This window comes from Streptomyces sp. P9-2B-2 (assembly GCF_030406865.1).
Classification (GTDB): Bacteria; Actinomycetota; Actinomycetes; order Streptomycetales; family Streptomycetaceae; genus Streptomyces; species Streptomyces platensis.
The window spans coordinates 3,425,858-3,444,955 of the sequence record NZ_CP129126.1 but is presented as its reverse complement, the minus strand read 5'-3'; the positions used below and the strand labels follow the sequence as shown (position 1 = coordinate 3,444,955).

Below are 19,098 nucleotides of genomic sequence, written 5' to 3'. Positions count from 1 at the left end.
GTCCGTATGACTGAAGACCTCCCGGAATTGCGCGCTTCCGACACCGACCGTGAGCGGGTCGCCGAGATCCTGCGGGACGCCGTGGCGGAGGGGCGGCTGGCGATGGAGGAGTTCGACGAGCGGCTGGACGCGGCCTACAAGGCCCGCACCTACGGCGAGTTGGAGCCGCTGACCGCCGACCTCCCGGTGACCGGGGCGGCCCCGGCGCCGCTGTCGCTGCGCAAGGAGAGCGGGGCGCCGGCGCGGTGGTCGGAGCGGATCGTGAGCGGCACGGACGGTTCCGCGGTGGGCGTCGGCATCATGGGCGGCTTCCAGCGCAAGGGCCGGTGGACGATCGGGCGGCACTTCACGGCCGTCGGCGTCATGGGCGGCGGGGAGATCGACCTGCGCGAGGCGAACTTCGCCGGCCCGGAGATCGTGATCACCTGCTGGGCGCTCATGGGCGGGGTGCACATCGTGGTGCCGCCGGGCGTCGGTCTCGACGTCCGCGGGCTGGGCATCATGGGTGGCTTCGACGCGCGGGAGGACGGGGAACCGGCCGAGCCCGGCGCGCCCCGGGTGGTCGTCAGGGGGCTGGCGCTGATGGGCGGCGTCGCGGTGGAGCGCAAGCTGCCCAGGGCCGAGCGCCGCCGGCTGAAGGAGGAGCGGCGCCGCCTCAAGGAGGACGGGCGCAAGGAGCTGGACTAGCGCGGGCTCCGGTGCGAGGCCCCGGGCCCGCCGCCCCGCCGCCCCTCGGGCCGGATTCGGGGCGGCGGTCTGCTCCGTCGGGGTTACAGCGCGGCGGCGGCCGACTGCTTGAGGTGGGTGAGGTTCACGGCGTAGGCCATTGCCCGGAAGCCCTCGTCGCTCGGGTGGAGGTGGTCACCGGAGTCGTACTCGGGGCGCAGCCGCCCCGGCGACGCCGGGTCCCGCAGCGCCTTGTCGAAGTCCACGACCTCGTCGTAGACGGTGCCGGAGCGGATGATGCGGTTGACCTGTTCGCGGACCGAATTCAGCTGCGTGGAGTAGCCGCGGTGTCCCCCGAACGGCGTCAGGGTGCTGCCGGTGACGCGCAGCCCGCGGGCGTGCGCCTCATTAACGATCTGCCGCATCCCGCCGACGATCTTCTCCGGGTCGAGCTGGCGCGGGGTCTTGAACAGGTCGTTGAGCCCGATCTCGACGATCACCGCCTTCACGCCGGTACGCGACAGCGCATCGCGCTCCAGCCGGGACAGCACACTGGGCCCGTTGTTGGGCGAGAACCGGCTGCCGTTCACCAGCAGCCGGTTGCCGCTGATGCCCTGGTTCAGGACGCCGTAGCGGGGCGCGCCGGGCTCGGTGCGCAGCCGGGCGGCGAGGAAGTCCGTCCAGCGGTGGTTGGCGCCGGCGGTGGAGGTGATGCCGTCGGTGATCGAGTCGCCGATGGCGACGACCGCGCCGCGGGCCTGGGTGCTCCACACGTCCACGCCCGTCAGATACCGCCAGTACGGGCTCTGCTCGGTGTAGGCGGCGCCGGTGGCGTCCTCGGCGCGGTCGCCGCGCGCCAGGTAGGAGGTCTGCCGGGCGTACGGGTGGTAGGTGGCGGGGCCCGAGGGGGACGGCGAGTACGTGGTGACCAGCAGGTCCGCGTCGCCGGGCACCTTCAGCCGGGCCGGGTCGCTGGTGACCGCGCCGCCCGCCGGGATGGTCACCGCGGGCTTGCCGCCGAACGACAGCCGCCGCATGGTGCCGCTCGCGGCGGTCGGGTTGCTGGGGGCCGCGGCCAGCGCCAGCGTGGCGTGGCTGACCACCAGCGGCCGGGTGCCGTAGAGGTTGGAGAGCTGGATGCGGACGCCGGAGCCGCCGACGCTGGTGTGCACGACATTGCGTATCGACATGCCCGCGTAGCCGTTCAGGGTGCCCGGCTCGGCCGCCGCGGCGGCCGCCGACCAGGTGCCGACCCACTGTCCGGAGACGGCGGGGGCCGCGGGGTCGCGTGGCTTGTGCGGGGAAGTACCCGGACCGCCGTCCTCGCCGCCGAAGCCGACGAATATCGCGGTCGAGATCAGTACCACCACTGCTGCCAGACCGGCGAGCAGGGAGTAACCCACACTTTTCTTCATGCGGGAGAGGTCTCCTGGGTAAAGCGGAGCAGCACGCTCCGGGCGGGCAAGGGCAGCGGATGATCAGCGGCACCGTTGCGGTCCGATCGGTCCTTCATGATCCCACGGACCTCGGGGGCACCGCCCGGCGCCCCATTCGATGCCTCCACGGCATGGACGCGGGGAACTCGTGGTTCGTTCCAGGAGTAGGTCACAGTGGGACTACGGCCGGAACGGTGGCCGACGTGCGGAGCAGGATAGGCCGTAGGGACGGCGGGGGCACGGTGGGAGCGGTGGAGCGGATGGAACGGACAGAAGCGGACACGGCGCCGGAGGCGGAGCGGGCGCCGGTGGCGGGCGCGGCGACGCCCGCCGGGCCGGCCGGCGGGTTCACCCTCGGTGTCGCCGACGAGGAGCGCCGGCGCGGAGTGCGCCGGATGAAGACGCTGGCCACCGGCCTGTTGCTGGCCGTCGCCGTGGTCTACGCACTGGCGAAATGGGCCGAATCCGCCGGGGCGGGTGGCTGGACCGGGTTTGTCGCGGCGGCCGCGGAGGCCGGGATGGTCGGTGCGCTGGCCGACTGGTTCGCGGTCACCGCGCTGTTCAAACGGCCGATGGGGCTGCCTATTCCGCATACCGCGATCATTCCCACGAAAAAGGACCAACTGGGTCAGAGTCTGGGGGATTTCGTCGGGGAGAACTTCCTCTCCGCCGACGTCGTCCGCCGCCGGCTGCGCTCCGTCGGCATCGGCCGGCGGCTCGGCGGCTGGCTCGCCGAGCCCCGCAACGCCGACCGGGTCACCGAGGAAGTGTCCACCGCGCTGCGCGGCGCGCTGACCGTGCTGCGCGACTCCGATGTGCAGGCGGTGGTCGGTGAGGCGATCACCCGCCGGGCGCACGCCCAGGAGATCGCGCCCGGCGTCGGCACCTTGCTGGACAAGGTCGTCGCGGAGGGCGGCCACCGGCGGGTGGTGGATCTGGTCGTCGCCCGCGCCCACGACTGGCTGGTCCTGCACGCCGACTCCGTGATGAGCGCGGTCTCCGGCGGCGCACCGGGATGGACCCCGCGGTTCGTCGACCGCAAGGTGGGCGACCGGGTCTACAAGGAACTGCTGCGCTTCGTCACCGAGATGCGGGACATGCCCGAGCATCCGGCGCGCGGGGCGATCGACCGTTTCCTGCGGGACTTCGCGGACGATCTGAAGTCCGACCCGCAGACCCGGGCCAAGGTCGAGCGGCTCAAGTCCGAGGTGCTGGGGCGCAGCGAGGTGCAGGACCTGATCGCGTCGGCCTGGGGCTCGGTCCGCGCGATGATCGTCGCCGCCGCCGAGGACGAGCGCAGCGAACTCCGGCTGCGGGTACGGGCCGCGCTGCTGTCCCTGGGCCGGCGGCTGGCCGGTGAGGAGCGGCTCCAGGAGAAGGTGGACGGCTGGCTGGAGGGCGCGGCCGTCTACGTGGTGACGACCTATCAGGACGAGATCACCTCCCTGATCACGGACACCGTCGCCGGCTGGGACGCCGAGCACACCTCCCGCAAGATCGAGGCGCACATCGGCCGGGACCTCCAGTTCATCCGCATCAACGGCACCGTCGTCGGCGCGCTGGCCGGACTGTGCATCTACGCCGTCTCGCAGGCCTTCGGCGGCTGACCCGCGCCGCCCGCCGGGCCGTGCGCGCCTCTGGAGACCTGCGCCCGCAGGGCTTACGGTGCCCGCGTGCGGGAGCGGATACCGGTAGTCGTGCAGGGGCGGCGCCCCCGTCGCTCCCGTGCCGTGCGGGCGCTGTGGACGGGGGCGGAGCTGGCGGTGACGCTCGGCGCCGTTCTGCTGCTGTTCGTCGTCCACCAGCTGTGGTGGACCAACCGTCAGGCGCAGCACGCGGCGCGGGACCAGGTGGGCCGGCTGGAGCGGCAGTGGGACGCCCGGCCGCCGGCACCCGGCGGCCCGGCCCCGGCCCCGGAAGACGGCCGCACGGGCGGCGCACGGGCCGCGCAGAGCGCCCCGCCGACCGGTACGCGCGGCCGCGCCGGGAGCCGCACACCGGCACCGTCGGAGGACCTGGCGTACGCCGTGCTGCGCATCCCGCGTATCGGGCTCACCGCCCCCATCGCCCAGGGCGTCGGCAAGGCCGCGGTCCTCAACCGGGGCTATGTCGGCCACTATCCGCACAGCGCGCAGCCCGGCGGGGCCGGCAACGCCGCGCTGGCCGGGCACCGCAACACCCACGGCGAGCCGTTCCGCCACCTCGACCGGCTGCGGCCGGGCGACACCGTCCTCGTCGACACCGCCGGGGCCCGCTACACCTATGCCGTGGAACGCACCCTGCCGCGGACCACCCCCGGCGACGGCACGGTCCTCGCCGCGGTCCCGTACAGCAGCGTGCACCCCGCCTACCGCTTCACCGCGCCGGGCGCCTATCTGACGCTGACGACCTGTACGCCGGAGTACACGTCCACCTACCGGCTGGTGGTCTGGGCCGTGTTGCGGTCGACACAGTCCCGGTGAGCGGGGCCGGGCGTCCCCTAGGCTCTCGCCTCGTGCGAAACCAGACTTCCGGCGGCCGGTCCCCGGGTTCGAGAAGGCGTCCCGCGCTGCTGTGGCTGCTGCTGCCGTATGCGTTGTTCCTGGGGGTGCTGCCGCTGGTGAACCGGGTGACGCCGACCGTGCTCGGGCTGCCGTTCCTGTTCTTCTGGATGCTGCTGGCGACGCTGGCCACCCCGCTCGCGGTGTGGCTGGCCCGGCGCGGTGACCGGGCGCGGGGCCGGATATGAACGCCGCCGTCGCGACCTCCGTCTTCGGCGCCTTCATGGTGCTCACCGTCGCCCTCGGCCTGCTCGCGGTGCGGCGCAAGGGCACGGAGAAGGGGCGGCCCGCCGGGCTCTCGGAGTGGTCGGTGGGCGGCCGGAGCCTGGGCACGGTCTTCATCTGGGTGCTGATGGCCGGTGAGAGCTATACGAGCTTCAGCTACCTCGGCGCGGCCGGCTGGGGCTACAACTCCGGTGCCCCGGTGCTCTATGTGGTGGCCTACATGTCCTGCGGCTATGCGCTGGGGTACGTCGTCGGGCCGATGCTGTGGGCCTACGCCCGCCGGCACGGCCTGGTCGGGATCACCGACATGATCGCGCACCGCTACCGCGCGCCCTGGCTCGGGGCCGCCGTCGCCCTGCTCGCCACGGTCTGTCTGCTGCCGTACATACAGCTCCAGATCACCGGCATGGGTGTGGTCGTCTCCACCATTTCCTACGGTGCCATCAGCATCAACTGGGCCTATTTCCTCAGCTTCGCGGTCACCACCGGCTTCGTGGTGATCAGCGGGCTGCGCGGCAGTGCCTGGGTCTCGGTGCTCAAGGACGTCCTCGTCATCGGCACTCTCGGTTTCCTCGCGGTCTATGTGCCGCTGCACTACTTCGACGGCTACGGGCCCTTCCTGGACCGGCTCGTCGCCGAGAAGCCGCAGTGGCTGACCTTCCCCGGGCACGACTCGGGCGGACTGGGTCAGGTCTGGTTCGTCACCACCACGCTCGTCAACTCCCTGACAGTGGTGATCTTTCCGACGACGGTGGCCGGCTATCTCGGTGCCCGTAACGCCGAGGCACTGCGCCGCAACGCCCTCTACCTCCCGTTCTACAACGTGCTGTTGTTCGTACCGATGCTGCTGGGGATGGCGGCGCTGTTCGTGGTGCCCGGCCTGACCGGTGCGGACTCCAATCTCGCGCTGTTCAAGATGGTGGTGGACTCCCTTCCGGCCTGGGCCGTGGGGCTGGTCGGGGTGGCCGCCGCCCTCTCCTCCATCGTGCCGATGGCCGTGTTCATGCTGGTCATCGGCACGATGTGGGGGAGGAGTGTGCTGGGCGCGATCCCCCGGCTCAACAAGGGGGCGGCCGGGGCGGCTTCCGGGGACGGCGGGGGAGAGGCGGCGGGCGGACGGCAGAAGCTGTGGTCGCAGCTGGTCGTGGTGGTGGCCGGGGCGCTGGCGCTGCTGCTGACCTACACCGCCCCCGACACCCTCGTGCGGCTGTCCCTGATTTCGTACGAGGGCATGGCACAGCTCGTGCCGATGCTGCTGCTGGGGCTGGTGTGGCGGCGGCTGACGCTGCACGCCGCGGTGAGCGGCCTGGTGGCGGGCTTCACGCTGGTCTGTGTCCTGGTCTTCGGGGGACACGACCCGGTGTGGGGGATGAACGCGGGGATCGTCGGGCTCGCCGTGAATGTGGCGGTGGCGCTCGCGGTCACCTGGCTGGGGCCGCGCGCCGCGGACGGGCGGCCGGATGCCGAGGTGCTGGCGCTGGACGACGAGTTCCCGCGGGACGGGGTGCCGTCGCGGGGCGCCCCGGTCAGCCCTCCGGCGTCGTCGTGATCTTCTTGCCCTCCTTGGAGACCGCGAACCACAGGCCCATCTTGCCCTGGCCGTTGATGTCACCGGGCTGCTCGTCGCCGGTGAACCAGTAGACGGGCCAGCAGTCGACGGCCAGCTGGCGGGTGCCGTCGGGGCGGGTGACGGTGCTGATGAGCTTGGGGGCGATGCCGTTGAGCTTGGAGCGGTCGGCGGGCTTGGCGGGCTTCCAGGTCTCCAGGCAGGCGTCGTTGCAGCCGAACTTCATCGGCCAGGCGCTGTCCTTGTTGAAGCGGTAGAGGGTGCGGCCCTTGCCGTCGACGAGGATGCCGCCGAGGTCGGGGTGGTTGAACACCGAGACGTCGCTGGGCTCCTGGGCGCCGGCCTTCTTGCCGTCGGGGGCCAGCGCGTTCCAGGTGCCGCCGACGCCCTGGCCCTTGGTGTCACCGGCCTTGGTGTCCTTGATGTAGCGGTAGGCGGGCCAGCCGGCGATGGTGAGCTGCTTGACGCCGTCGGCGCGGGTGACCGAGCCCAGCTTGCTCTTGTCGATGCCGGACGGGGCGGTGGCGCCGTCGGCGGGGACCGGCGGCCAGGTGGTGGCGCAGGACCCGTTGCAGTTGGACTTGGCGGGGTCGGGGGTGTCCTTGTCGAAGCGGTAGAGGGTCATGCCCTTGGAGTCGGCGACCACCGTGCCGATCTTGGCGTCCTGGTGCAGGGCCAGCTCCCCGGCGGGCGCGGCCTTGGGGGCCTTGCCGGCGGCGGTGTCGGTGCCGCCCGCCTGGCCGCCGGAGCCCGAGCCGCCGCCGGAGGAGCCGTAGCCGTAGTCGCTGGTGCCCTGGCCGGCGGGCTGGACGTTGTCCGCGTCGGTGGTGCCCGGGGCGCTCTGGGTGCCGCTGCTGCCGCAGGCGGTGGTCAGCGCCAGGGTGGCGACCGCCGCGGCCGCGAACGCCGCACGACGTCGATTGATCATGATGTCTCCTCTGCCGGTGGGTGGTTCCGTCGTTGCTGAGGTGGTGACCGCGTTGCTCATCCGGTCGCCCGTTCCGTTTCCGGTCCGGGCGACGGCGGGTGCCGTCGCCCGGGGAATACGCGCTCCGGGGTGCCGGGCGTTCAATGGCGCCGAAGAATTTTCTCCAAGCGCAAAAGCCCTGCCCCGTACGTCAGTTGCCGCCCTGCACCCGCATCGCCAGCGCGGGGCAGCGGCGCACCGCGAGCTGGGCGCGGCGCCGCATCCGGGCCGGCAGCGGCATGCTGGCGGACTGCGGATAGCCGTCCGCGCCGAGCTTCACGACGCCGGGCACGACATCGGCGCACAGGCCGTGGCCGCGGCACAGCGTCCAGTCGATCAGCAGCCGTTCCTGCGGCGGCGCGGCCGGCCGCACCGGGACGGGCGCGGGAGCGGTGACCGCCAGCGGCGGGTTCCCGGTGACCGGCAGCGCACCGGTCACCGGGCGGCCGCAGCCGAACCCCTGCGCGTGCCGCTCGAACTCCTCGGGGAAGGACCGCAGGGCCGAGGCGACGAAGCGTGAGGTGCCGTCAGGGTGGCTGCAGGCGCCGCGCTTCTCCACGGCCCGCATCCGGGTCTGTACGGCCTCCAGGGCGGCCTCCCCGCCGCCCCGTACGGCACGGTCGAGCTGGTCGGCGAGCGCGGGCAGGCCGAGCACACAGGGGCCGCACTGGCCGGCCGACTCGGCGGCCATCCACTGGGCGACGCGGACCGTCTCGCCCGCCGGACAGGTGTCGTACGGGATCGGCAGCACCGCCCCGGCGCCGAGCACCGCGTTGTACTCGGCCAGCGACTCCTTCGACAGGTTCGCGGTCAGCGCGTCGGCCGGGGACACGAAGGTGCCGTGATAGCCGCCGATCAGCACGCCCTGCCCCTGGTCCATCCCGCACAGCGCCAGGACCCGGGCCAGTGAGACCCCGTAGGGGACCTCCACCACCCGGCTGCCGGCGACCGTCAGCAGCAGCGTGCCGGGCTCGGTGGGCAGGCCCGCGGTGCGGTAGCCGAGCGCGCCGAGGCGGGCGGCCACGGCGAGCTGGGCGTAGGTCTCGGTGTTCGACAGCAGGGTCGGCACACCGTTCAGCCCGCGCTCGCTGGAGCGGATCTTGCGGCCGGAGGGCAGCCCGGGGCCGCCGCTCAGCCCGTTCGTCATGGCCGAGCCCTCGCCGGTGACGAACCGTTCGGTGAGCAGGGTGACCCGTAACGTCGGCCGGACCGGACCGCGTTCGTCGATGGCCCGCTGCACGGAGCTCAGCACATCCGTCCGGGTCACCCCCAGGGCGACCTCCTGCGCGCCGAGCGCGTCGGCGGCCAGCAGCGCGCCGTCCAGCACCAGATGCGGGGCGTGCAGCAGCATCGCGGTGTCCTTGAGGCAACTGGGCTCGCCCTCGCTGCCGTTGACGACCACCGCGCCCTTGCCGTCCGCGCGCTTCATCCCGTCGATGACGGCGGTCAGCTTGCGGGCGAAGGGGAAGCCCGCACCGCCGCGGCCGCGCAGATCGATGTCCTCGGCCAGCGCCACCAGCTCCTGAGGGGTGAGCTGGGGGAGACTGCCGTGCCGGGACAGGTGGGCCACCCGGTCCATGCGGGGTATCTCGTCGAGGCCGGCCAGCAGCCGCGGCGGCCCGAAGGACGCCAGCGTCGGTACGGGCTCCGTCTCGGCGAGAGCCGGCAGCAGTTGGGTGGGAGCGGGGGCGGTCATGGGAGTTCTCCTGTGTTCCTGCGTGCGTCGCGCAGCCGCAGGGCGAGTCGTACGGCCACCGCCGTGAGGCAGATGGCGTATCCGGCGACGGCCCAGCCGGCCGCCGCGCGCCCGGACTTGAGGCCGTGCACCAGGGCCAGGCCCCAGGCGAGGTAGGCGCACATGTGCAGCGCCCGCCACCAGCGGGCTCCGGACAGGCCGGTGAAGGCGGCGCGTACCGCGCCGGTCACCGCGACGGCGATGAACGTGTAGGCGGCGAGGGTGCCGAGGCCGATGAGCCCGGGACGGGCGCCGTCGGTGAACGGGATCGCGGCGGCCGCGGCGCCGGTGTGGCCCTCGGCGATCTTCACCCAGATGTGCAGGCCGAGGAAGCCGAGTCCGGCGACCGCGGTGCCGCGGTGCACGGCCTGGGCGAGCAGCCGGTGCCCGGAGTGCAGCACCATGCGGTCGGTGGCGGCCAGGCCCCACAGCACGGTGACCGACAGCGAGACCAGCGCGAGGACTCCGGCGCCGAAGTCCAGGAAGCGCATCAGGGTGTCCGCCGCGCCGGAGTGCAGCGTGACGGCGAGGAAGAGCAGCAGTGCGGCCGGAAGCGCCGGACGGAGTACGGCAGTTCCGGCGAAACCGCCTCCGGGGGCCCGCCGGTCCGGCGGGCCGGGTTCGTTCGGAGGGCGGCGGGGGCGGGGCACTGAAGGCGAGGGCCGGGCACGGTGTGCGGCGCGGCGGCTCTGCAAACGCGGTGCGGACATCGGACCTCCCGGTGTCGGGGCACGGGTGCGGGATGCGAATTTCTATGAAATCTCCCGGGGGCGTAATTTGCCCGGGGCTTTTGTTCGGGTGACCCCCGGTAACACTAAACATTCTGTAACCGGCTGGATACACAGGGCCGTAATCCGGATGTGCAAAAGCATCTCCGAACGTGTTCAGGCTTTCGTAAGGTTTATCGCGCTGTGACAAATTCCTGCACTGGCATCGCGGTCGCGCGGGGGGACTCCGGATGATGCCGACTCAGGCGCACGGGGGGGCGCCAATCCCTTGTACCAACCGCATCCCCGCCAGGATCGAGGTAGCGATGTGTGATCTCCTGAACCGCATCTGGTCGCGTCCCCGCGGCGAGTGGAACCGGGTAGTGAGAAATGAACTCCCGGATCTCGCCGAGAAGTTGGTCGCGGAGTTGCAACGCGGATTTCCCGCATTGTCCGCACTTCTCGGGGATACTCCCGTAGAAGACGCACATTGGGCGCTTGAACAGGCCTTGCTGACAGTTCTGGGGTACCAAAAAGAGTCGGAAAGTAAACCTCCGGCAGTACCCTCAGTTGTCACTCCGATGCCGGTGGCCCGGGCCCGCCAGGACCTGTTCGACGTGCTCGCCGGCCAACGCGACGTCCCCGAGGACGGGTTGCACGAACTGGCCCGCGCCGCGGGCTGGCCGGTGCCCGACACCCTCCAGGCCGTCGTGCTCGCCACCCCCGCCGAGGCGGCCCAACTCGCCGCGGCACTGGGGCATGCCCTCATCGGCAATGTCGAGGGCTACACCTGTCTGTTCGTCCCCGACCCGGCCACCCAGACCCGGGCCCGCCTGGAGGCGGCGCTCAAGGGTCGTCCGGCGGCGGTCGGGCACGTGGTGCCGGCCACCGACACGGCGTCCTCGCTGCGGTGGGCCCGGTATCTGCTGACGCTGGCCCCGAGCCGGGTCGGCCCGGAGTCGCGGCCCGCGTTCGTCGACGACCATCTGTCGGCGCTGCTGCTGCTCCAGGACGAGTCGCTGGCGGACGCGCTGACGTCCCGCTGGCTCGGCCCGCTGGAGGAGCTGACACCCCGGCAGAGCGAACGGCTCGAAGTCACGCTGCTGGCGTGGCTGGAGGGCGGCGGAGCACCGGAGGCCGCCAAGCTGTTGCATGTGCACCCGCAGACGGTCCGGTACCGCCTGCGCCAGATCGAGAAGCTCTTCGGGCCGGTGCTGCGTGATCCGCGTACCCGCTTCGAGCTGGAGATGGCGCTGCGCAGCCGGCGTCTGATGGCCCATGTCCGCAGCTACCGCGCCCGGGCCGGCCGCCGCGCCCGCGCCGTCGCGTCCTCCATACGTCCCCTCGGCATGGCCCGTGAGGCCCGCGTCAACGGTCTTTGAGGAACCGACGGATGAACCACCGCGCCCCTTGAGCTGATGGCCGGCCGGTCCGACGGAGTACCGCCGGCACCACCACAGCACCTCGGCGCAGAACAGTGGCCCCGCCCCGGGAATCCGGGTCGGGGCCACTGCGTTGTCCGGTCCAGGGGGCCCAGCGGCCCCTTAGGGGACGTCTCCCCTAAGGGGCCTGGGGCCGGGGCCGGGAGCCTGGGGCCAGGAGCCTGGGGCCGGGGCCGAGGGCCCCGGCCGGAGGGCCCGTCAGGTGCAGTTGCGGCCGCCGTTGATGCAGTCGACCGCCTTGCTCATCAGGTCGTCCGGCATCACGTTGATGAAGTCACCGTGGTCGGTCACCGGTTTGTGCAGCTGTTCGGGGAAGCTGTCCACCGCGAAGCTCTGGCCCTGCGGGACGTCGTAGGTGATCCGCTGGACGAGCTGCGGGACCGCCTCGAAGCCTTGCGGGCAGTTGCCGTTCTGGTCGGAGAACGCCATGTGGTCGCGGTGGTTGCCGCTGTCGATGTCGCGGCCGTTCCAGCAGTTCTGGAAGGCGAAGGTGCGCACGACCTGCGAGCCCTGGGGGCACAGCGGGTACTTGTCCTTCAGCTGCCGGTCCTCGAAGCCGGTGCAGCTCCAGGAGGCGTTGGCGTTCTTGGTGCCGTTGGTGAACGCCTTGGCGTCGCCGGTGATGATCTTCAGGAAGCGCGGCATCGCCCGGACCTCGCCGGACTGGCTGCCCCGGAAGGTCAGCTTCACCGTCGCCGGCGTCAGCGTGGTGCCGACGTTGGCGTCCTGCGCGGCACCCGGCTTCTGCTCGGCGTTGCCGTCGAGCTTGCGCAGCACCGGCCAGTAGTGGGTGGACTGGTCGCCGTTGTCGCAGGTGGTGTCGGAGGCGGCGAGCTTGTTGTCGTCGGCGAAGGCGTCGGTGGCCTTGTTGCCGACGTAGTCGTGGGTGTGGTGGGCGCCGTTGCTGACGCCCGGCGTCACGATGACGTTGTCGGAGTTGAAGTGGCCGTCCTCATTGCGGCCGCACTCGGTGACGAAGGTGCCGGTCGAGGCGTTGCCGCCCTGGGGAGCGGCGAACGGCGGGGCGTCCGCGTTCGGCTGGACGTTGTTGATGTCGACGAAGTCGTCGGCGACCGGGCCGCCCGGCTGGCCCTGCTGCTGGCCGCCGTTCTGGTCCTGCTGTCCGCCGTCCTGGGCCTGGCCGCCGACCTGGCCGCCCTGCACCTGACCGGGGTCCTGGGTCTGGCCCTGCGTCTGCCCCTGGGTCTGGGCCTGGCCCTGATACCAGCCGTCCTGCACGGACTTCGTGGAGTCGTTGCCGCCCGCGCCCGCGCCCTCGTTGACCGGCTTCATGGTGCAGCCGCTCATCTTGAGCAGGTAGCCGGGCCGTTTCGCGTCCTTGGAGATCGCGGTGACCATCATCCTGATGGTCTTCGCGCGCTGCGTCTTCAGCCCGGTGAGGACGCTGTCGCCGGTGCCGCCCATCATCTTGTGGTAGGCGTCGTGCACCTGCTTGTCGAGCGAGGACAGCCCCTTGGAGACCGGGAGCTTGGCGCTGCGGGGTACCTGGCGCAGCCGCTCGCCCACATCGGGGCAGGAGAGGGTGAAGGCGCTCGCGGTGTGCTGGGCATGGCCGGCCGCCGCGTCCGGTGTGTTGTTGCCGGCCAGCGCCGTGGTGGCGTAGACGGCCAGACCACCGCCGCCCAGCAGCAGGGCGGTGGCGCCGATCAGCATTCTGTTCGTCAAACGCGAGCGTTTATGGGCTTGTTGCCGTTGCCTCATGAGATCACTTCGCTTCGTCCGGTGTGAGGGGTGTCGGTTGGGTGCGGGTGTCGTTTCTTCCGGGTCGCGGGTGGTGGTGGGCGCGGGGCGTCCCCCGCGGCGGGCGGGGGAGTGCGCCGCCGTCCGGGCCGCCGGCCGCGCCGCCGTGACATGCCGGGGCTCCGTGGCCTGGGTGGTGTCTTGCCGCTCACGCCGGGCTCACCTAGCTGCTGTGCAGCGTGTCGAAGTCGACGCCACCGGTCTTCTCCAGCGCCGTGATGTGCGACAGGACGACGACGTTGGCCCGGTTCGCCAGGGCGCGCACCATCGAGTTCTTGGTCTGGTCGCGGACCAGGGCCACCAGGCCGAAGACCTTGCCGTGGGCGCGGCGCAGCAGCTCGGCGAACGTCGGGGCGAAGTCGTCGCCCTGGGCGGCGTTCATCTGCGCCAGCCAGCCCTGCTGATCGGCGTTGGGCTGGTTGGGCAGCGAGACGCCCAGTGCCCGCCCGGCCTCGATGGACCGCCGGTCCAGCTCGGTGTGCCCGGCGACGAGGATGGCGCCCGCCGAGCGCACCGCCGCGGTCTGCCCGCGTTCCTGCGCCTGGCGGCCCGCGGGCAGTTCCCACAGGCCGGCCAGTCTGACCTTGCGCACGAAGTCCCGGTCCATGGCGGTCAGCGGACCGTACCGGGTACTCACCGTGCCGCCGCCGTCATCGTCGTAGGTGACGGTGTTGGTCGCCGCGGACGCGGTCTCACCGAAGAGCTGGACGGGCAGCAGCAGCGCCGCGAGCGTGGCCACGAGCGCGGCCACGACCAGTCCGGTGGCGATGGTCCGCCCGGATGTTGCGGAATTGCTGAGGATGGACCGCACACGGCCTCCCGGTTCGTCACTACTGGAACGCCACCGGACGCTAAGTGCCGTGACGGGCCCGCGGTCGTGGGTCCTCACCCCTGGACAAATAAAGGCCGGGCCCGCCGCGGCACTGCTACGGTGCCGCGGGCGGGCCCGGCCGGATACGGGTGACGTGCGCCGGCTGCCGTATGCCCGGCCGGGCCCGTCCAGAAGCGGCCTGCCCTGCGCTCTCAGCGCGCGTAGAGGCCCGCCGCCGCCCATCTGCGCCGCTCCTGGCGGGTCTCGGGCTCCTCACGCCGTCCCTGGGCGTACAGCGCGTCGATCTCGGCCGCGTACCGCCCCACGATCGCCGCCCGCCGCAGCTTCAGCGACGGCGTCACCAGCCCGGCCTCCTGGCTGAACTCGCCCGGCAGCACCCGGAACGCGCGGATCGACTCGGCCCGGGACACCGACGCGTTCGCCCGTGCCACCGCCCGCCGCACCTCCGCCTGGAGCTGCTCCTCGGGCGTCGGCGCCTCGCTGCCGGTGCCCGGCTCCTCGCGCAGGTGGTGCCAGTGCTCCAGGGCCTCCGGGTCCAGCGTGATCAGCGCGGTCACATACGGCCGGTTGTCGCCGACCACCACACACTGCGAGATCAGCGGATGGGAGCACAGCCGCTGCTCCAGCCCCTGCGGGGCCACGCTCTTGCCGTTGCTGGTGATGATGATGTCCTTCTTGCGGCCGGTGATGACGAGATAGCCGTCCTCGTCCAGGTGCCCGAGGTCGCCGGTCGCCAGCCAGCCGTCGTACAGCCCGCTGTCCGGGGCATCCGTCTCGTCGAGATAGCCGGCGAAAACCACCGCGCCGCGCACCCACACCTCGCCGTCCAGCGCCAGATGCACCGCGCTGCCCGGCAGCGGCAGGCCCACCGTCCCGAAGCGCACCCGGCCGGGCGGCTGCACGGTGATCGCGCCGCTGGTCTCCGTCAGGCCGTAGCCGTCGTAGACGGTGATCCCGGCGCCGGCGAACAGCAGGCCCAGCTCCCGCAGCAGCGGTGAGCCGCCGGAGACCGCGGTGCGCACCCGGCCGCCCAGCAGCTCCCGGATGCGGGAGTACACCAGCCGGTCGTAGAGCGCGTGCCGGGCCCGCAGGAACGGGTCGGGGCCGCGCCCGGTGCCCTGCGCCTCCGCCGCGAGGGCCTCCGCGTAGCGCACCGCCACCGTCATCGCCGCGTCGAACGTCCGCCGCCGGCCCGCCTGTTCCGCGGCCTGCCGGGCGCGGGCGCAGATCTTCTCGAAGACGTACGGCACCGCGAACAGGAACGTCGGACGGAACGAGGCGAGCGCCGGCAGCAGTTCGTCCGAGGTGGCATCGGGCTGATGGGCGAGCTTCACCCCGCCGCGCAGACACGCCACCTGCACCATCAGCCCGTAGATGTGCGCGAACGGCAGGAAGGCCAGCAGCGACGGGCGTTCGCCGGGCGCGGCCAGCAGCCCGCCCCAGCCCGCGTAGAGGGTGTCGCACCCCGCGGCGAGGTTGGCGTGGGTGATCACACAGCCGCGCGGCCGGCCGGTGGTCCCCGACGTGTACACGATCGCCGCGATGTCGCCCGGGCCGACCGCGTGCCGCAGCCGGTGCACATCGGCCTCGGTCAGCCGGGTGCCCTCCTCCGTCAGCCGCCGGACGCAGTCCAGGTCCAGCTGCCACAGCCGGCGCAGCATGGCCCGGGTGCCGCAGGCCTCCGCGACGGTCATCGCCTGTGCCTCGTTCTCCACGACGATCGCGGTGACCTTCGCCCCGGAGAGGATGGCGCGCAGCTGCTCGGCCGAGGCGGTCGGATAGACCGGGACGAGCTGCCCGCCGATCGCCCACAGCGCATAACTGAACAAGGTCCACTCGTAGCGCGTACGGGACATCAGCGCGACCCGGGTACCGGGCCGTATCCCGTCCGCCAGCAGCCCCCTGGCCAGGGCCATGACCTCGTCACGGAATTCCGCCGCCGACACCTCCTGCCAGTCGCCGGGTGTGTGGTCGTCGCGGCGGGCGAGCTGAGCGAAATCCGGCTGGTGGGCGGCGGTGTCGAAGACGGAGTCGGCAAGACCGCCGCTCCGTAGTGGAGCCGCCAGGGCCGGGACGCTGATGTCGCGCACAGCACCTCCTAGGTGTTCCCCCTTGATTGCCCCCTGCTCCCCGCCGCCCCCGACGGCAGAGAGGGCGCAAGCTACCCACCGGCCTCCCGGCTGCCCAGAGATGTGGCTACTCTTGAGCGGAAGACGACAAGTCTTGACGACCGGACAACCTGAGGAGGGCGCCGGATGTACCGCATCGTCGATGCCTGGCGCCTGCACACCTCGGCACTGTTCTTCGTCCTGGCCGGCTTCCTGGTCACCCAGACCGGTCTGACCACGGCCCTGACCGCCGCCGCGACCACCACCGCGCTGCTGCTCCTGTGCCGCGCCTTCCTGATCGCGGCCTGCGCGCGGCCGGTACCCCCGGGCCGGATCCGTACGGCCATCCGCGACCGCGAGCGGCGCACGGCGTTCCTGCCCCAACGTGATCCCGACGCGGCCGGCCGCCCGCGTCCCCGGGCACCGGGCCGTCCCCTCCCGACGGCCGCGTAGGCGCACCGGTCCGGTCCCCGTACCGCTCTTTCTGCGTCCGCGCGGCTCGTCACGCCGAATCCACATCCCGGCACGACGAGACCCGTGGAGGGCTCCCGCATGTCCATGTTCGGCTTCCTCGGCGATGCGCTGGCGCACGGCGCCCAGGCGATCGCCCCGCTCTTCGGCCCCGCGGCCATGGCCGCCGCCATCGTTCTGTTCACCCTGGGGGTACGCGCCGCGCTGCACCCCCTCGCCCGCGCCGCGGCCCGCGGCGAGAAGGCGCGTACGGCGCTCGCCCCGCAGCTCGCCGAACTCCAGCGCAAGCACAAGGGCAACCCCGAGCGGCTCCAGAAGGCGATGGCCGACCTCTACGCCGAGACCGGCTCCTCGCCCCTCGCCGGCTGTCTGCCGACGCTGCTGCAACTGCCCGTCTTCTTCGTGATGTACCACCTGTTCTCGACCGGCGGCGGCGACCTCCTCGATCACACGCTGCTGGGTGCGCCGCTCGGCGGCCACTGGACCGAGGCGCTCGCCCACGGCGGCGTCCTCGGCCCGCAGGGGCTGGTCTACGCCGGACTCTTCGTGCTGGTCGCCGCGGTCGCCACCTGGAACTACCGGCGGGCCCGCGCCACGATGGCCAAGGCCCCCCAGCCGGCCGGGGGCGGCGCCGCGATGCCCGGGATGTCCTCCATGGCCAAGGTGATGCCGCTGCTGTCCTTCGGCACGCTGATCACGGTGGCGGTGGTGCCGCTGGCCGCCGGGCTCTACATGGTCACGACGACGACCTGGACGGCGTGCGAGCGGGCGCTGCTGCACCGGGAGCGCGGGCGCGGGCGCGGCGCGGCGGAGGCGGGCGCGGTGGCCGCCGCGGGGAAGGGGAAGACGGCTGCGGTGAAGGCGGCCGCGGGGAAGGGGAAGGCGGCTGCGGTGAAGGCGGCTGCGGTGAAGGGGAAGGCGGCCTCCACCGTGGGGCAGCCGTCCACGGCGGCGGCAGCGGCGCCGGGGTCCGCCGCGGCTGATGAGGCGTCGGGCGAGGGTGCCCCGCGGCAGCCTGCGGCGCAGCAGCGGGCCGACCGGCGTACGCCGAAGAGCCGCGCGGCCCGGCAGCGGGCGGCCCGCGCCCGGGCCAACTCCCGGACGAGGGGCACCTCCGGGGCCGGATCCCGCCCGGCGGATGACGCGGCCCCGCACTCCGGCGGCACCGCACCCGACCCCCTCGCCACTACCCCTCGGTAACGGTCCAGTCCGTGAACGGGGTCTTGCGGACCGGACCCCGTTCTTGGACGATCAGCCAAATCGCTCGATGGCCGTCCCCCATCGGACGGCCCGGGAGATCCCTTCCGGGCCGACCTTCGACCACGGGAGTGGAACCGATGAAGCTGCTGCGAGTCGGACCGGTGGGGACGGAACGCCCGGCGCTGCTCGACGATTCCGGGACGCTGCGGGACCTGTCGGGCCTGGTGCCGGACATCGACGGAGCGCTCCTCGCCGACGAGGGAGAGCTGGCGCGGATCCGTACCGCCGCCGCCTCCGGGGAGCTGCCGCGACTCGACGGGGCCGGGCTGCGTACCGGCCCGCCGGTGGCCCGGATCGGCAAGATCGTGTGCATCGGGCTGAACTACCACGACCACGCCCGGGAGACCGGCGCCGCGACCCCGGCGGAGCCGATCCTCTTCATGAAGGCCCCGGACACCGTCGTCGGCCCCGAAGACACCGTGCTGGTCCCGCGGGACAGCGTGAAGACCGACTGGGAGGTGGAGCTGGCGGTCGTCATCGGCCGGACCGCCCGCTACCTGGAGACCGACGCCCAGGCACTGGCCGCGGTGGCCGGTTACGCCGTGGCGCACGACGTCTCCGAACGCGCCTTCCAGATCGAACGCGGCGGCCAGTGGGACAAGGGCAAGAACTGCGAGACCTTCAACCCCCTGGGCCCCTGGCTGGTGACCGCCGACGAGGTGCCCGACCCACAGAACCTCGGCCTGCGGCTGTGGGTCAACGGCGAACGGAAGCAGGACGGCACCACCGCCGAGCAGATCTTCCCGGTGGCCGAAGTGGTCCGCTACGTCAGCCGGTTCATGACCCTCTACCCGGGCGACATCATCAACACCGGCACCCCGGCCGGCGTCGCCATGGGCCACCCGGATCCCAAGCCGTACCTACGGGCCGGCGATGTCGTGGAACTGGAGATCGACGGGCTGGGGCGCCAGCGCCAGGTACTCAAGGACGCCTGAGGGGCGGGGCCCCGTCGGTCTCGGCTGTGCCGCTTTGGTCCGTGTAGGTCTCGTCGAATCGTCCGCCGTCACCGGTCGGCGAGGGCAGGCGCTCGCCCCGGCTCTCCGCGATCCTCTTCACCTCACGCAGCGACTCGGTCAACTGAAGGGCCAGTAGGTGGATTTCGCCAGCGGTCCAGGCACGCGCGATGAGTATGCGCGTTGCCTGATCGAGGAGCTCTGAGGCCAAGTCCAGTTGGGCGAGCTCGGTGTCGTCGGCGATGCGGGAGAGAAAGCCGGTGCCGTCCCCGATGAGATAGCACGGCTTGCCCCCCGCCCCTGCCCAGGGGAGCAGCCGCGCTGGCTCCGGCGGTCCGCTGGTCATGCGGTCACCGTCCTCTCGCACCTTGCCGACCGGTGGCGGCCTGGTGGCGGAAGTAACCGGCGCAGCAGCGATGCGCAGATCC

The 19,098-nt window shown here is 72.3% G+C and carries 17 protein-coding genes; 9 read left to right on the top strand and 8 right to left on the bottom strand.

Annotated features, from left to right (window positions below; all coding sequences use genetic code 11):
* The first annotated feature begins 6 nt into the window (after positions 1-6).
* A complete protein-coding gene (locus tag QT196_RS14985) occupies positions 7-687 on the top strand; it encodes a DUF1707 domain-containing protein (protein ID WP_168479267.1) in 681 nt (226 codons plus the stop codon).
* 83 nt (positions 688-770) lie between these two features.
* Here the strand turns inward: QT196_RS14985 and QT196_RS14980 are convergent, their stop codons facing one another.
* Positions 771-2,081, bottom strand: a complete 1,311-nt coding sequence (locus QT196_RS14980; protein WP_168479266.1) for an SGNH/GDSL hydrolase family protein — start codon at positions 2,079-2,081, stop codon at positions 771-773.
* Positions 2,082-2,362: 281 nt separating this feature from the next.
* Between QT196_RS14980 and QT196_RS14975 the strand changes: the two genes are divergently transcribed.
* The 4 genes from QT196_RS14975 (at position 2,363) to QT196_RS14960 (ending at position 6,416) form a co-directional block, all read left to right on the top strand.
* Positions 2,363-3,709, top strand: coding sequence for a DUF445 domain-containing protein (locus QT196_RS14975; protein WP_248001150.1), 1,347 nt, complete (start codon positions 2,363-2,365; stop codon positions 3,707-3,709).
* Between the two features lie 66 nt (positions 3,710-3,775).
* Positions 3,776-4,564, top strand: coding sequence for a class E sortase (locus QT196_RS14970; protein ID WP_290355064.1), 789 nt, complete (start codon positions 3,776-3,778; stop codon positions 4,562-4,564).
* Between the two features lie 32 nt (positions 4,565-4,596).
* Positions 4,597-4,830: a DUF3311 domain-containing protein gene (locus QT196_RS14965; RefSeq protein WP_266731236.1), complete on the top strand. Its 234-nt coding sequence runs from the start codon at positions 4,597-4,599 to the stop codon at positions 4,828-4,830.
* Positions 4,827-6,416 (top strand): sodium:solute symporter family protein, encoded by a 1,590-nt coding sequence (locus tag QT196_RS14960; RefSeq protein WP_168479265.1) that lies wholly within the window; start codon positions 4,827-4,829, stop codon positions 6,414-6,416. The genes QT196_RS14965 and QT196_RS14960 overlap by 4 nt, the downstream gene beginning before the upstream one ends.
* Here QT196_RS14960 and QT196_RS14955 read toward each other — a convergent pair.
* The 3 genes from QT196_RS14955 to QT196_RS14945 form a co-directional block, all read right to left on the bottom strand.
* A complete protein-coding gene (locus QT196_RS14955; protein WP_290355063.1) occupies positions 6,394-7,362 on the bottom strand; it encodes an SCO0930 family lipoprotein in 969 nt (322 codons plus the stop codon). The two genes, QT196_RS14960 and QT196_RS14955, sit on opposite strands and share 23 nt — an antisense overlap.
* 190 nt (positions 7,363-7,552) lie before the next feature.
* On the bottom strand, positions 7,553-9,097 hold the full coding sequence (locus QT196_RS14950; RefSeq protein WP_168479263.1) for an NADH-quinone oxidoreductase subunit NuoF family protein: 1,545 nt from the start codon (positions 9,095-9,097) through the stop codon (positions 7,553-7,555).
* Positions 9,094-9,846, bottom strand: coding sequence for a hypothetical protein (locus QT196_RS14945; RefSeq protein ID WP_168479262.1), 753 nt, complete (start codon positions 9,844-9,846; stop codon positions 9,094-9,096). Before QT196_RS14945 ends, QT196_RS14950 begins: the two co-directional genes overlap by 4 nt.
* A gap of 578 nt (positions 9,847-10,424) precedes the next feature.
* On the opposite strand from QT196_RS14945, the gene QT196_RS14940 reads away from it, so the two are divergent.
* Positions 10,425-11,225, top strand: coding sequence for a helix-turn-helix domain-containing protein (locus QT196_RS14940; RefSeq protein WP_085925429.1), 801 nt, complete (start codon positions 10,425-10,427; stop codon positions 11,223-11,225).
* Positions 11,226-11,483: 258 nt separating this feature from the next.
* On the opposite strand, the gene QT196_RS14935 is transcribed toward QT196_RS14940, so the two are convergent.
* The 3 genes from QT196_RS14935 to QT196_RS14925 form a co-directional block, all read right to left on the bottom strand.
* On the bottom strand, positions 11,484-12,959 hold the full coding sequence (locus QT196_RS14935) for a DUF1996 domain-containing protein (RefSeq protein WP_290356658.1): 1,476 nt from the start codon (positions 12,957-12,959) through the stop codon (positions 11,484-11,486).
* A gap of 250 nt (positions 12,960-13,209) precedes the next feature.
* Complete coding sequence (locus QT196_RS14930) at positions 13,210-13,857, bottom strand: DUF4142 domain-containing protein (RefSeq protein ID WP_168479261.1); 648 nt, start codon at positions 13,855-13,857, stop codon at positions 13,210-13,212.
* Between the two features lie 212 nt (positions 13,858-14,069).
* Positions 14,070-15,968 (bottom strand): AMP-dependent synthetase/ligase, encoded by a 1,899-nt coding sequence (locus tag QT196_RS14925; RefSeq protein WP_168479260.1) that lies wholly within the window; start codon positions 15,966-15,968, stop codon positions 14,070-14,072.
* Positions 15,969-16,133: 165 nt separating this feature from the next.
* Between QT196_RS14925 and QT196_RS14920 the strand changes: the two genes are divergently transcribed.
* The 3 genes from QT196_RS14920 (at position 16,134) to QT196_RS14910 (ending at position 18,652) form a co-directional block, all read left to right on the top strand.
* Positions 16,134-16,439: a DUF6412 domain-containing protein gene (locus QT196_RS14920; RefSeq protein ID WP_168479259.1), complete on the top strand. Its 306-nt coding sequence runs from the start codon at positions 16,134-16,136 to the stop codon at positions 16,437-16,439.
* A gap of 99 nt (positions 16,440-16,538) precedes the next feature.
* Complete coding sequence (locus tag QT196_RS14915) at positions 16,539-17,657, top strand: YidC/Oxa1 family membrane protein insertase (RefSeq protein WP_290355062.1); 1,119 nt, start codon at positions 16,539-16,541, stop codon at positions 17,655-17,657.
* Positions 17,658-17,794: 137 nt separating this feature from the next.
* The gene (locus QT196_RS14910; RefSeq protein WP_290355061.1) at positions 17,795-18,652 is read left to right on the top strand and encodes a fumarylacetoacetate hydrolase family protein; all 858 of its coding nucleotides are present in this window, start codon (positions 17,795-17,797) and stop codon (positions 18,650-18,652) included.
* Here the strand turns inward: QT196_RS14910 and QT196_RS14905 are convergent.
* On the bottom strand, positions 18,639-19,016 hold the full coding sequence (locus QT196_RS14905; RefSeq protein ID WP_266731224.1) for a hypothetical protein: 378 nt from the start codon (positions 19,014-19,016) through the stop codon (positions 18,639-18,641). The genes QT196_RS14910 and QT196_RS14905 overlap by 14 nt on opposite strands.
* Between the last annotated feature and the right edge of the window lie 82 nt (positions 19,017-19,098).